General features: G+C 69.7%; 13 protein-coding genes. 4 read left to right on the plus strand and 9 right to left on the minus strand.

Annotated features, from left to right (window positions below; translation table 11 throughout):
- Nucleotides 1-240: 240 nt before the first annotated feature.
- The 6 genes from cbiE to ACFZDK_RS15635 all read right to left on the minus strand — a co-directional run bounded on the left by cbiE (nt 241) and on the right by ACFZDK_RS15635 (nt 6,091).
- On the minus strand, nt 241-1,467 hold the full coding sequence (cbiE, locus tag ACFZDK_RS15610) for a precorrin-6y C5,15-methyltransferase (decarboxylating) subunit CbiE (RefSeq protein WP_390972800.1): 1,227 nt from the start codon (nt 1,465-1,467) through the stop codon (nt 241-243).
- A 112-nt stretch (nt 1,468-1,579) separates the two neighbouring features.
- Nucleotides 1,580-2,209, minus strand: coding sequence for a GNAT family N-acetyltransferase (locus ACFZDK_RS15615; RefSeq protein ID WP_390972802.1), 630 nt, complete (start codon nt 2,207-2,209; stop codon nt 1,580-1,582).
- Between the two features lie 174 nt (nt 2,210-2,383).
- Complete coding sequence (locus tag ACFZDK_RS15620; protein ID WP_390972804.1) at nt 2,384-3,220, minus strand: MetQ/NlpA family ABC transporter substrate-binding protein; 837 nt, start codon at nt 3,218-3,220, stop codon at nt 2,384-2,386.
- Between the two features lie 71 nt (nt 3,221-3,291).
- Nucleotides 3,292-4,002 (minus strand): methionine ABC transporter permease MetI, encoded by a 711-nt coding sequence (locus ACFZDK_RS15625; protein WP_390973409.1) that lies wholly within the window; start codon nt 4,000-4,002, stop codon nt 3,292-3,294.
- A gap of 20 nt (nt 4,003-4,022) precedes the next feature.
- The gene (locus tag ACFZDK_RS15630) at nt 4,023-5,066 is read right to left on the minus strand and encodes an ATP-binding cassette domain-containing protein (RefSeq protein WP_390972805.1); all 1,044 of its coding nucleotides are present in this window, start codon (nt 5,064-5,066) and stop codon (nt 4,023-4,025) included.
- Nucleotides 5,067-5,440: 374 nt separating this feature from the next.
- The gene (locus ACFZDK_RS15635) at nt 5,441-6,091 is read right to left on the minus strand and encodes an HAD-IA family hydrolase (protein ID WP_390972807.1); all 651 of its coding nucleotides are present in this window, start codon (nt 6,089-6,091) and stop codon (nt 5,441-5,443) included.
- A gap of 69 nt (nt 6,092-6,160) precedes the next feature.
- Between ACFZDK_RS15635 and ACFZDK_RS15640 the strand changes: the two genes are divergently transcribed.
- Together ACFZDK_RS15640 and ACFZDK_RS15645 are read left to right on the plus strand one after the other, a co-directional pair.
- Nucleotides 6,161-6,520 carry a hypothetical protein gene (locus tag ACFZDK_RS15640; protein WP_390972808.1) on the plus strand — a complete coding sequence of 120 codons (360 nt, stop codon included), beginning with the start codon at nt 6,161-6,163 and terminating at the stop codon, nt 6,518-6,520.
- A 1-nt stretch (nt 6,521) separates the two neighbouring features.
- Nucleotides 6,522-6,941: a hypothetical protein gene (locus ACFZDK_RS15645; protein WP_390972809.1), complete on the plus strand. Its 420-nt coding sequence runs from the start codon at nt 6,522-6,524 to the stop codon at nt 6,939-6,941.
- A 115-nt stretch (nt 6,942-7,056) separates the two neighbouring features.
- Here the strand turns inward: ACFZDK_RS15645 and ACFZDK_RS15650 are convergent, their stop codons facing one another.
- The 3 genes from ACFZDK_RS15650 to ACFZDK_RS15660 form a co-directional block, all read right to left on the minus strand.
- On the minus strand, nt 7,057-7,554 hold the full coding sequence (locus tag ACFZDK_RS15650; RefSeq protein WP_355711003.1) for a GNAT family N-acetyltransferase: 498 nt from the start codon (nt 7,552-7,554) through the stop codon (nt 7,057-7,059).
- Nucleotides 7,555-7,598: 44 nt separating this feature from the next.
- Nucleotides 7,599-8,105 carry a sigma-70 family RNA polymerase sigma factor gene (locus tag ACFZDK_RS15655; protein ID WP_390972811.1) on the minus strand — a complete coding sequence of 169 codons (507 nt, stop codon included), beginning with the start codon at nt 8,103-8,105 and terminating at the stop codon, nt 7,599-7,601.
- 74 nt (nt 8,106-8,179) lie between these two features.
- On the minus strand, nt 8,180-9,364 hold the full coding sequence (locus tag ACFZDK_RS15660) for a glycerophosphodiester phosphodiesterase family protein (protein WP_390972812.1): 1,185 nt from the start codon (nt 9,362-9,364) through the stop codon (nt 8,180-8,182).
- Between the two features lie 242 nt (nt 9,365-9,606).
- Here ACFZDK_RS15660 and ACFZDK_RS15665 point away from each other — a divergent pair, with 242 nt between their 5' ends.
- Together ACFZDK_RS15665 and ACFZDK_RS15670 are read left to right on the plus strand one after the other, a co-directional pair.
- Nucleotides 9,607-10,356 carry a lysophospholipid acyltransferase family protein gene (locus ACFZDK_RS15665; RefSeq protein ID WP_359222719.1) on the plus strand — a complete coding sequence of 250 codons (750 nt, stop codon included), beginning with the start codon at nt 9,607-9,609 and terminating at the stop codon, nt 10,354-10,356.
- Between the two features lie 192 nt (nt 10,357-10,548).
- A complete protein-coding gene (locus tag ACFZDK_RS15670; RefSeq protein ID WP_390972813.1) occupies nt 10,549-12,186 on the plus strand; it encodes a multicopper oxidase domain-containing protein in 1,638 nt (545 codons plus the stop codon).
- The last annotated feature ends 37 nt before the right edge of the window (nt 12,187-12,223 follow it).

The following is a 12,223-nucleotide window of genomic DNA, read 5'->3' on the forward strand; positions in this document are numbered from 1 at the left end:
AACGACCCGCCGGAAAAGGCGACAAAGCCACTCAGTGGCATTGTCCCGGCCGTTCGACCGTCGCGACAGCGTGATCCGCGACAGCCCGCTGTGGACTGCGCCACGTTGCGCGTCCCCGGTTCTGCCGTACCACACCCGCCCCAAAAGGGGCGTGTTTTCCGGACATTGACGAACGAATTTCCGGGCCACCGGTGCGGTGCAGCGATCGGCCAGCCTACCGCGCGCAGTATGACAACAGGATCACGGGGCACGCTCAGGAAGGACGCCGCTGAGCAGGAACGCGACGTTCCGTTCCGTCTCCGTCCAGGCCCGGGTGTCGAGTTCGACGGACTGCAGCAGGGCGCACTCGACCTGGTATCCGTGCTCGGTCAGGTCGCGGCCGATGCGTTCGGCCGCGTCGCGGGTCGCGGCGTGGGTGACGATGCGCTGCGGGCGCCGGTCGGCGACCGCGGTGACGACGGCCGCTCCCCCGCCGCCGACCCGGACCACGTCGGGTTCGGGCAGGTTCTCCAGCACGTGGGGCGCGCCGCCGTGCACGATCTGGAGCTGGACGCCGAACTTCCGGGCGGCCGTCTCGCTGCGGACGCAGGCCGCGAGGTCCCGGTCGACGGCGATGACGGCGGCTCCGGCGCGCGCGGCCTCGGTGGCGAACGCCCCGCTGCCGCAGCCGATGTCCCAGACGAGGTCGCCGACCCGGGGCCCCAGCCGGGCGAGTTGGGCGGCCCGGAGCAGATCCGTTTCCCCTTCGCCGAGCGCGACTCCGTCGCCGTACTCCGTGTCGGGCTGCACCCAGCCGCGCGGGCCGGCCGACGGGTCCCGGCCGGCGATCCACCCGCCGCCCTCGGCCGCCGCCACCGGTCCGGCCGGTCCGCCGATGACGATGACGACGTTGGGGTCGCGCCAGGCGCGGTCGGCGGCCTTGTCGGAGCTGACGATGTGGACCTGCTCGCGGTCGGTGCCGAGTTCCTCGCAGATGACGAAGGTGCGGTGGACGCCCTCCATCAGCAGGCCGAGTTCGGCGGGTCCGGCGCCGGGCGAGGTGAGGACGGCGACCTTGGTGTGGGCGCGGCACACATTCACCGCGCGTCGCAGGGTGCGCCGGTGTGCGACGACCACCTGTGCGTCGTCCCAGGGCATGCCGGCGCGGGCGAAGGCGGCGGCCACCGAGGAGACGGCGGGGACGACCTCGACCTCCAGGCCGAACTCGGGCGCGCGCAGGGTCCGTACGACACCGAAGAAGCCGGGGTCGCCGTCGGCGAGCACCACGGCGGTGCCGCGGTGGCCGGCGATGCGGCGGGCGGCGAGGGCGACGCTGCCGAGGCGGATGCGTTCGGCGCGGGGCGGCACCTCGGGCAGGGCGAGATGGTGGGCGGCGCCCGCGACGAGGGTGGCGGCTCCCAGGGCGCCGCGTGCCGCCGCGGTCAGGGGCGAGCCGTCCCAGCCGATCACCGTGACCCGGTCGGCCATCGTCGTCAGTCTCCAGGGTTTTCGCAGGCCGTCAGGGTCGGGGCCCAGGGGGCGGGCTCCGTGAGAGTACCTGGTGGAGGTGTCCGGAGCGCGGCGGGCGAGTCCCGTCGCGTCAGTTCCAGGAGGTGAAGCCGCCGCTCTCGGCGAGTTCCTCGCCCGCGCCGTCCAGGTCCTCGGGCAGCAGGCTCCACACGATGTAGTCGGTGCGCGCGTCCGCCCAGGTGCCGTCCTCGGTGCGGACGTGGACTATGCAGGCGTTGCGCAGCACGCCCTCGCTGATACAGCCGATCTTCTGGGCGACCTGCTGTGAGGCGGTGTTGTCGGCGGCGGTGCGGATCTCGATGCGTTCCAGCTTCTGGTCGCCGAAGAGCCACCGGGCGGTGGCGAGCGCGGCCTCGGAGGCGTAGCCCTCGCCGCGGGCCCAGGGGGCGACGATGTACGACAACTCGGTCGAGCGGACGTGCCAGTTGGTCTTGGTGAGCTGGATGATGCCGACCAGCCGCTGGGTGAGGAACTCGGTGACCGCGAGGTCGAGGCCCCGGCCGGCGGTGCGTTCGGCGGGCGCGTACTCGCCGATCCAGCGCCGGGCGCCGTCCTCGGTGAACGGCTGCGGTACGTCGGTCCAGGCCCCGACCTGCTCGTCGTTCATCATCTCGGCCAGGGCGGGCACGTCGTCCTCGTCGAGGGGACGCAGCACCAACCGCTCCGTGCTGATGGAGATGTTGGGGAAGGTGCTAGTCATGCGCCGCTCCGTAACCTTCGGAAATCCTTCTGGGCCCAGACCTTATGGACCCGCGAACTGCCCAGCATGCAGCATGAAACCACCGAACCGCACGACGGGGTCCACCCGTGGTGACCGAGTGGACCCCGTGCGTGGCGATACGCCGTATACGTGCCGCCGGAAGGATCAGAGGGATCAGAAGGACGGGATGACCGAGCCCTGGTACTTGTCCTCGATGAACTTCTTGACCTCGGGCGAGGTGAGGAGCTTCGCGAGCTTCTTGACGCGCGGGTCCTTCTCGTTGCCCTTCTTCACCGCGAGGAAGTTGCCGTAGGGGCTGTTCTTCGCGGACTCCAGGACGAGGGCGTCCTTGGCGGGCTTGATGCCGGCCGAGATGGCGTAGTTGCCGTTGATCACCGCGGCGTCCACGTCGTCCAGGGAGCGCGCGGTCTGGGCCGCCTCGACCTCCTTGAACGTGAGGTTCTTCGGGTTCTTGGCGATGTCCTGCGGGGTCGCCTCGCTGCCGGCGCCGTCCTTGAGGGTGATGAGGCCGCCCTCGGCGAGCAGCTTGAGGGCACGCGCCTCGTTCACGGCGTCGTTGGGGACGGCGATCGTCGCACCGCTCTTCAGCGCGTCGGCGCTCTTCACCTTGTGGGAGTAGAGGCCGAGCGGCTCCAGGTGCACCGTGACGACGGGCACGATGTGGGTGCCGCGCTTCTTGTTGAAGTCGTCGAGGTACGGCTGGTTCTGGAAGTAGTTGGCGTCCACCGAGCCGTCCTCGGTCGCCGTGTTGGGCGTGATGTAGTCGGTGAACTCCTTGACCTCCAGGTCGAGTCCGGCCTTCTTCGCCAGGTTGTCCTTGACGTAGTCCAGGATCTCGGCGTGCGGGGTCGGGCTCGCGGCGACGACCAGCGGGCCGCTGTAGTCGGCCGAGCCGGAGGCGGAGTCCTTGTCCGAGCCGCAGGCGGTGAGCCCGAAGGTGAGGGCTCCGGCGGCGAGGACGGCGGTGGTGAGCTTGGCGGTGTTACGCACGAAAAGTGCCTTTCCTTAAGGGTGGAGCGACCCCGCGATGGGTGGTGCGGGGGAGTTCTCGGGAGCGTGGCTCAGACGGTCTTGCTCGTCGCGGTGGATGCCTTGAGCAGCCGCAGCCTCGGGGCCGGACCGGACTGTCCGCCCCGGCGGTGCAGCGAGCGGGCGGCGTAGTCGCCGGCGAACTGGATGACCGAGATGACGACGGCGAGGATGGCCACCGTGATCCACATCAGTTCGGTCTCGAAGCGCTGGTAGCCGTAGCGGATGGCGATGTCGCCGAGGCCGCCGGCGCCGACCGTGCCGGCCATGGCGGAGTAGCCGATGAGCGCGACGACCGTGGTCGTGGTGGAGGAGATGAGCGAGGGCAGCGATTCGGGGACGAGGACCTTGCGTACGACGGTCCAGGTGTTGCCGCCCATCGACTGCACGGCCTCGACGAGCCCGCCGTCCACTTCGCGGACAGCCGTCTCGACCAGACGCGCGAAGAACGGGATGGCGCCGATCGCGAGCGGCACGATGGCGGCCTCACGGCCGATGGTCGTCCCGGTGATCCAGCGGGTGAAGCTCATCAGCGCCACCATCAGGATGATGAACGGCATCGAGCGGGCGATGTTCACGATCTGCCCGATGACCTTGTTGGCCAGCACGTTCTGCAGCAGGCCGCCGCGGTCGGTGAGGACGAGCAGGACGCCGAGCGGGAGTCCGGCGACGACGGCGATCAGCGTGGACCAGCCGACCATGTAGAGGGTGTCCCAACACGCCTGGGACAGCAGCGGCTGCATCGCAGACCAATCAGTCCGGCTCACTTGGCACCTTCCTTCACCAGCACGGGCTCCTGGCCCAGGACGTCGATCTGCAGGCCCTGTTCGCGCAGGAAGCCGATGGGCACCACGTTGTCCTCGTAGCAGCCGGGCAGTTCGATGCGCATCCGGCCGATCTGCAGGCCACCGACGGTGTCGATGGCCGCGCCGAGGATCGATATGTCGATGTTGTAGGTGCGGGAGAGCTGGGAGACGACCGGCTGGGTGGCGGCCTCGCCGTGGAAGGTGACGTCGAGGACGGTGCGGTCCGCGCCGGAGGCCTCGCCGCCGACCGGGAAGAGCGCGGCGGCCAGCTCGGAGCCCGGGGTCGCGAGCAGCTCGCTGACGGTCCCGGACTCGACGATGCGCCCCTTCTCCATGAGGGCCGCCGAGTCGCAGATGGTCTTCACGACGTCCATCTCGTGCGTGATGAGCAGGACGGTGAGGCCCAGCTGCCGGTTCAGGTCGCGCAGCAGCTGGAGGATGGAGCGGGTGGTCTCCGGGTCGAGGGCGCTGGTGGCCTCGTCGGAGAGCAGCACCTTGGGGTCGCCGGCGAGGGCGCGGGCGATGCCGACGCGCTGCTTCTGGCCGCCGGAGAGCTGGGCCGGGTAGGCCTTGGCCTTGTCGGCGAGCCCGACGAGGTCGAGCAGCTCCAGCGCCTTGCGGGAACGTTCCTTCCCGGACGTGCCGAGGATTTCGAGCGGCAGCTCGACGTTGTCCTGGACGGTCCGGGAGGACAGCAGGTTGAAGTGCTGGAAGACCATGCCGATCCGGCTGCGCGCCTGGCGCAGTTCCCTGCCGGCCCGGGGACCGCGCCCGGCCAGGGCGGTGAGGTCCCGTCCGTCGACCGTCACGGTGCCGGCGGTGGGGCGCTCCAGCAGGTTGACGCAGCGGATGAGCGAGGACTTGCCGGCGCCGGACTGGCCGATGACGCCGTACACCTCGCCCTCGCGGACATGGAGATCGACGCCGTCGAGGGCGGTGACCTCGCGGCCGCGCGAGCGGTCGGCCCGATAAATCTTCGTCAGGCCCGTTGTGGTGATCACGTGGGTTTCCGTCACTGTCGAGTGCGCGGGCGTGGGTGTGCCCGGGCGCACGGATGCGTTCGTTCAGGGACGCGGCACGGTTCTCGCGAAGGCGCTGAACCGGGGAGAACATGTGCGCGGGGGCGGCTGGTGTCACATACACGCGTCGTGGCGTCGTACGGACATGCCACCTGTCTCGCTTCGGGGCGCGAGCTCTGGGGTGGTGCGGGGGCCCTCTAGAAGGCGCACATTCGACACATACAACGAGCACCGGGCGTCATGGTCGCCTCGGTCGCAGGGGTGCGGTCGCTCGTCGTGGTCATGCGATCAGTAAACCAGACCTACGGTCCTGACAGACCGCCGCTGTCCGCATCCTGGACGGCGGCGGACAGCCGTCACCGGCGCACGGAGATCTCGAAGGCGTGGTCGGTGACCAGCACGGACAAGGCCGACAGGTTCTCGACGACGAGGTCGGCGCGCAGCTCCTCGGCGCGGTGGGTTGTGGCCAACGCCACGGTGGTCATCCCGGCGGCGCGGCCCGCCCGGAGTCCGGCGGGGGCATCCTCGAAGACCACGCAGCGGGCCGGGTCGACGCCCAGTTGGCGGGCGGCGAGGAGGTAGGGCTCGGGGTCGGGCTTGCCGCGGGTGATGTCGTCGGCGGCGATCAGGGTCTTCGGCCGTATCCCGACCGCCTCCAGACGGGCCTCGGCCAGGCGGCGGGTGGCGGAGGTGACGACGGCCCAGCGGTCGGCGGGCAGCGAGTCGAGGAGGGCGGCGGTGCCGGGCAGCAGCTGGACGCCGCCGTTGGGGACGTCGTCCACTTCGAGTTGTTCGACGCGGGCCACGGCCTCCGCGACCAGGTGGGCGGGCAGCAGGTCGGCGACGATCTCGACGGCGGGGCGGCCGTGCAGTTCGACACGGGCGAAGTCCTCGGGGGTGATGCCGTACTCCCCCGCCCAGCGGGTCCAGCAGCGGTCCACGGAGTCGAGGGAGGAGACCAGGGTGCCGTCGTTGTCGAAGAGCAGGGCTTGTGCGTGGATCGTCATGGTCTAGACCCTACGGCGTACGGCAGGGGCGACGGCATCGGGCCGTTTCGGCCGTAATAAGGTCACGGCATGCTCAATGCCCTGCTGCTGGTGACCGGAGTCGCCGCGCTGCTGCTCGCCGCGTGGTGCGGGTGGGCCGCGTACCGGGACCAGCCGACGAAGGACTGGCACTTCATCGGGATGGCCGTGGTGTCGGTGCTGGCGTTGATCCAGCTGGTGGCCGGGATCGTGCTGCTGGCGCGGGGCGAGAAGCCGGACCAGGGGACGACGATCTTCGTGGCGTATCTGCTGGGGGCGTTCGCGTGTGTGCCGGCGGCGGGGTTCATGTCGCTCGCCGAGCGGACCCGGTGGGGATCGGTGACGGTCGCCGCGGGTGGTGTGGTGCTGGCCGTGCTGGAGGTGCGGCTCTATGACATCTGGGGAGCGTGAGATGACCACCGTGGAGGAGAAGCCGAAGCGGCTGACGAGCGGACCGGGGACGCTGCTGGTCTGGTTCTACGGGGTGATGGTCGTCGGGGCGGTGTCGCGGTCCGCGTACCAGATCGCGACCGAGTTCGACCGGGCGCCGCTGGCGTACTCGTTGTCGGCGGTCGCGGGGGTGGTGTACGGGTTCATCACGTACACGTTGGTGCGGGGTGGCGAGACGGCGCGGAGGGTGGCGCAGGTGTGCTGTGCCGCCGAGCTTGCGGGGGTGTTGATCGTGGGGACGTGGACCCTTGTCGACTCTTCCGCGTTCCCGGACGCGACCGTGTGGTCGGACTACGGGATGGGGTACGTGTTCATTCCCGTGCTGTTGCCGATCTCCGCGTTGTACTGGTTGCGGAAGGGCGCCAAGGGCGAAGCGGCCTGAGGAACGTGCGCGACTGCGGGTGGTTCGTGGCCGGTCGCGCCCACGCGGCGGCAGCCGCAAATCAAACACAGCCCCGCGCCCCTTACGGGGCGCTCCGGTTCGGGGCGTTGAAAAGTCAGGCCGTGGTCGCGTAGGTGCTGGCCGGCTTCTCCAGGACGATCATCGGGACGCCGTCGGCGCCCTTCGAGGTGCCTACCGTTTCGTAGCCGACGCGGCGGTAGAGCCTGAGGTTGCCCTCGCTGCGGTGGCCGGTGAAGAGGCGGAACTTCTTGGCGCCTCGCTCTTCCTCAAGGGCCGCTTCGGCCGCGCGGAGCAGGCGTGCGCCGATGCCGTGGCCCTGAAGACGGGGGTGGACGCAGAGTTTGCCGATGGCGGCGGCGCCGTCCTCGGTGACCGAGCCGCGGACCGAGCCGACGACCTCCTCGCCGAGCCGGGCGACGAAGACGCAGTCGGTGGCGAGTTCCTGGCGGACCGAGTCGAGGCTCTGGACGAGCGGGTCGATGCGGTAGTTGCCGTACAGCGCTGCCTCACTCTGGAAGCACAGGTACTGGAGCCTGAAGATCTGCTCTGCATCCTGCTCGGTCGCCACCGAGATGGTCACGCTCATGCCCATGTGCGCACGCCTCCCGCTCACCTGATCGCCTGTCGTTCTCACTCCTATCCCCGCACTTCGCGGGACGCAACCTCCGGCGTCAACAATCGGCGCAGACATCCCAGACATCTGGAACGTTCCGGTCCCAGACTGCCCTGTGAGATACCCAACTCCCCCGCGATCTCCCGGTATGTGAGGTCCTTCGGGGAGAGCAGGGCCTGGAGCAGGCGGGGGCAGCGGCCGGGGAGCCGGGCGACCGCCTCGCGCAGGGCCCGGTGGCCGGCGGTGGCGAGGACGCGTTGTTCGGGGGTGGGGGTGGTGGTGTCGGCGGGTTCGGTGCCGTAGGGGCGTTCCAGGCGGGTGGTACGGCGGGTGCGGCGGGACTCGGCGCGGACGGCCCGGCGCAGCCAGTCCTCGGGGGCGCTCGGCGGACCGTGGGTCTGCAGGCGCTCCAGGAGGCGGAGCCAGACGGTCTGCTCCAGGTCGCCGGGGTCGCTTCCCGAGGCGTACGCCTCTGCGGAGGCCTCCGCGGTGAGCAGCGGGCGCAGCGCGGTGACCAGGTCGTACGTCATATGCGGAACGACGCGGCCGCCCCGGGGCAGGTTGCCGGGGCGGCCGGGAGACACCCCGAACGGGGTGCGGGGGCTCAGCCGTTGACGAAGTCGGCGCGGGCCAGGACGGCGGTGTCGGCGTTGTCCGAGAAGACACCGTCGATGCCGGTGGCGAAGTACGTCTTGAAGACGCCGAAGGGGTCGCCGTAGGCGTCCACGTCGGTGCCCTTGCGGAAGGCCGGCGGCAGGAAGGGGTTCTCGTTGCGCATGGTGTAGGGGTGCAGGATCAGGCCCACCTTGTGCGCGTCCGCGACCAGCGTGCTCGGCGTGGTGAAGTTGCCGCTCGCGTCCTTCGGGATGATCAGGTCCAGGGTCGGGCCGATGCCCTGCGCGTAGCCGGCAATCTCCCGGAGGCCCTTGGGCGTGATCAGGTCGGCGACGGTGCGCGGGTCACCGGTCGCGACGAAGTCGTAGGGCTGGGTGGTCGCGCCGGAGAGCAGGACCACCAGCGGGTTGTCGACCAGCGTGTTCAGGCGCTGGATGCTGGACGGCTCGAAGGACTGCAGGATGACCGGCGAGTTCCGCTTGTCCTTGCCGTACTTGCGCAGCAGCTTGGCGACCCGCTCCTCCAGGCCGAGGCCCAGCCGGCGGAAGTAGGTGGGGTGCTTGGTCTCGGGGTAGATCCAGACCTGCTTGCCGCGCTTGCGGGTCTGCTCGTCCTGCCACTTGAGGACTTCCTCGAAGGTGGGGATCTCCCAGCGGCCGTTGTAGAGCGTGTTGTGCGGGCGGTTGGCCGGGATGCGCTCGATCGCACGGAGCGTCTTCAGCTCGGCGAGCGTGAAGTCCTCGGTGAACCAGCCGGTGGTGGGGACGCCGTCCAGCGTCTTGGTGGTCTTGCGGTCGGCGAACTCGGGGTGGTCGGCGACGTTCGTGGTGCCGCCGATCTCCGGCTCGTGACGGCAGACCAGGTGACCGTCCTTGGTGGGGACCAGGTCGCCGGCCTCGACGATGTCGGCGCCGAGGTCCAGAGCCAGGTTGTACGAGCCGAAGGTGTGCTCCGGGCGGTAGCCGCTGGCGCCCCGGTGACCGATGATCGTCGGCTTGGGGAGGCTCTTCAGGCCACCGCTGCCGTAACCGGCCTGCTTGGCCTCGGCCGCCCGCGCGGCACCGGGCAGTCCGAGGACCGCGCCGCCGGCGCCGAGGACCGCGGCGCCGAGCAGCGCCCGCCGTCCGGTCGTGCCGTTCAGCGGCGTCCGCTCGTTCGAGTCGTGGGTGTCCATGAGCGCTCTCCTGACCTTCACCCTCTGATGCCGGCTGATCGTAGGGGTGCCGACGTGACCGAAGGGAGACCACCGACCCAACGGTCGGGTGACGCCGTATGGCTGATGGACGGCGAGTGATGACGGACCGTCGGCGATCTCGGTCACATCGTCGCGAGCCCGTTACGAACCGTCTTCTGCGCGCCACCGCAGGTAAACCAGCGTCAACAGTGCGTAAGACCTCGGTGAACCGGCCGTACCCGATGTGCGCTTCCCACACAGCCGCGAGTAATGTCCTCACCTGCACAGACTCATACCGCCCCTCGACATCGGAGGACCCGTTGTCCCGCTTCGCGCTCATCAAGGCAGTGCTCGGACCGATCATGCGCCTGATGTTCCGCCCCCAGGTGGAGGGCGTGGAGCACATCCCGGGGGACGGTCCGGTCATCCTCGCCGGGAACCATCTGACCTTCATCGACTCGATCGTGCTGCCGCTGGTCACCAAGCGGCAGGTGTTCTTCATCGGCAAGGACGAGTACGTCACCGGAAAGGGCCTCAAGGGGCGGCTGATGGCCTGGTTCTTCACCGGCGTCGGCATGATCCCGGTGGACCGGGACGGCGCGAACGGCGGTGTCGCGGCGCTGATGACCGGGCGGCGGATCCTGGAGGAGGGCAAGATCTTCGGGATCTACCCGGAGGGCACCCGCTCCCCCGACGGCCGGCTGTACCGCGGCCGTACCGGTATCGCGCGGCTGACGCTGATGACCGGCGCGCCGGTGGTCCCCTTCGCGATGATCGGCACGGACAAGCTGCAGCCGGGCGGCGCGGGCATCCCGCGGCCCGGCAAGGTCACCGTCCGGTTCGGCGAGGCCATGGAGTTCTCCCGTTACGAGGGGATGGACCGGGACCGCTATGTGCTGCGGGCCGTGACCGACTCGGTGATGGCCGAGGTCATGCGGCTGTCCGGGCAGGAGTACGTGGACATGTACGCCACGAAGGCGAAGGCCGCCTGACGGCGGAGGCCGTCCGGCACACTCTTTCGGCGCAAGGGCACGGACCTGTGGTCCGTGCCCTTCTGTCTGCCATCCGCCTGATATCCGCCCCGGTGCGCCTGCCGTCCGCCTGGCGGTGGAATCTGGCCCGACACTTCGATCGTTCCTCCGTATTTACCGGCCATATGAGCACACAGCATGTCTTATTCAGACATGCAGACACCTTCTCGGCGTACCCTGCTCCGTGCTCCGTTCGCTGCCGCAGGCGCGGGACTTCTCGCGTCCTGTTCCGACTCCGGCTCAGAACCCCGCTCCGGCCCGCAGCACACGGCCGGCATCGGAGCGTTCGTACCCCAGGGGCCTCGGGGGTTCGTCAACCCGTCGGACCCGGAGGTTCTCGCGGCCGAGCGGAAGCGGGGGTCCGGCCCGGTCCGCATGGTCGGTTTCACGGCCGCGCCGAGCATGCTGGACCTGGGCGGGCGGTCGGTGCGCAGCTGGGCGTACAACGAGTCGGTCCCGGGTCCGCTGGTCCGGGTCACCGCAGGTGACGTGCTCAGTCTGACCGTCAAAAACCGGCTGCCCGACAAGACCACGCTGCACGCCCACGGGGTGCGGCTGCGCTGCGACATGGACGGTGCCCCGGACCTGACGCAGCCGCCCATCGAGGCGGGGGCGGACTTCATCTACCGCTTCGTCGCGGCCCACCCGGGCACGTACCTGTTCCACTCCCACGTCGGCATGCAGCCCGACCGTGCCCTGTACGCGCCGTTCATCGTCGACGACCCGAGGGAGCCCCTCTCCTACGACAAGGAGTGGATCGTCGTCCTGGACGACTGGGTCGACGGCATCGACGGCTCCAACCCCGAACAGGTGATCCAGCAGCTCAAGCCGGGCGGCTCCATGGGCATGGACATGGAGGGAATGGGCATGGGTCCCGGCCGCGGCAGCCCGAGCCCCCACGGATCGAAGCACGCGTCCATGGCGCCGTCGAAGTCCAAGACGTCGTTGGGCCCCGACCGGGTGCTGCGGGACTCCCACAGCAGCATGCTGCACGGGGAGGGCGGCAACGTCGCCTACCCGCACTACCTGGCCAACGGGCGGCTGCGCACCGACCCGTCCGTCTTCCGCTGCAAGCCGGGCGACCGGATCCGGATCCGCATCATCAACGCGGGCTCCGAGACGGCCTTCCGGGTCGCGCTCGGCGGCCACGACATGACCGTCACCCACACCGACGGCTATCCCGTGCAGCACCAGCGGACGGACGCCCTGCTGGTCGGCATGGCCGAGCGGTACGACGTGCTCGTCACCGCCAAGGACGGCGTCTTCCCCTTCGTCGCACTGGCCGAGGGCAAGAAGGGCAAGGCGCTCGCGCTGCTCCGGACCGACAAGGGAAGAAACCTTCCGGCGCCGGATGCCCGCCCGAACGAACTGGACCGTGAGTGCGTGCCGGCGCGGCGGCTGGTGCCGGCCGAGTCCGTCGCCATGGGCGACCGGAAGCCCGACCGTGAGCTGCGGATCAGGATCACGGGCACGATGGAGAAGTACGACTGGGGGTTCGACCACAAGCCGTACGACGTGCGGCAGCGGCATGCCGTGCGGGCCGGTGAGCGGGTGCGGCTGACGCTCATCAACGCGACGGACATGTGGCATCCGATGCATCTGCACGGGCATACGTTCGCGGTGACCGGGCTGAACTCGGAGGGGGCGCGGAAGGACACGACGATCGTGTTGCCGCATCGGAAGCTGGTGCTGGACTTCGATGCCGACAATCCGGGGTTGTGGATGCTGCACTGTCACAACCAGTACCACTCGGAGAGCGGGATGATGACGGTGCTGGGCTATAAGAAGTGAGTGGGGGGTGGGTGGGGTCGGTGGGTTTTTCGGGCGC

Source organism: Streptomyces sp. NPDC007901 (assembly GCF_042959465.1).
Lineage (GTDB): Bacteria > Actinomycetota > Actinomycetes > Streptomycetales > Streptomycetaceae > Streptomyces.

Bases quoted from the DNA above. Each gene is read 5' to 3' on its own strand.
- ACFZDK_RS15670 (WP_390972813.1), top strand. From the start codon at position 10,549: ATGCAGACACCTTCTCGGCGTACCCTGCTCCGTGCTCCGTTCGCTGCC.
- ACFZDK_RS15665 (WP_359222719.1), top strand. From the start codon at position 9,607: ATGTGCGCTTCCCACACAGCCGCGAGTAATGTCCTCACCTGCACAGAC.
- cbiE (WP_390972800.1), bottom strand. From the start codon at position 1,467: ATGGCCGACCGGGTCACGGTGATCGGCTGGGACGGCTCGCCCCTGACC.
- ACFZDK_RS15650 (WP_355711003.1), bottom strand. From the start codon at position 7,554: ATGGGCATGAGCGTGACCATCTCGGTGGCGACCGAGCAGGATGCAGAG.
- ACFZDK_RS15660 (WP_390972812.1), bottom strand. From the start codon at position 9,364: ATGGACACCCACGACTCGAACGAGCGGACGCCGCTGAACGGCACGACC.
- ACFZDK_RS15640 (WP_390972808.1), top strand. From the start codon at position 6,161: ATGCTCAATGCCCTGCTGCTGGTGACCGGAGTCGCCGCGCTGCTGCTC.
- ACFZDK_RS15625 (WP_390973409.1), bottom strand. From the start codon at position 4,002: ATGCAGCCGCTGCTGTCCCAGGCGTGTTGGGACACCCTCTACATGGTC.
- ACFZDK_RS15645 (WP_390972809.1), top strand. From the start codon at position 6,522: ATGACCACCGTGGAGGAGAAGCCGAAGCGGCTGACGAGCGGACCGGGG.
- ACFZDK_RS15635 (WP_390972807.1), bottom strand. From the start codon at position 6,091: ATGACGATCCACGCACAAGCCCTGCTCTTCGACAACGACGGCACCCTG.
- ACFZDK_RS15655 (WP_390972811.1), bottom strand. From the start codon at position 8,105: ATGACGTACGACCTGGTCACCGCGCTGCGCCCGCTGCTCACCGCGGAG.
- ACFZDK_RS15615 (WP_390972802.1), bottom strand. From the start codon at position 2,209: ATGACTAGCACCTTCCCCAACATCTCCATCAGCACGGAGCGGTTGGTG.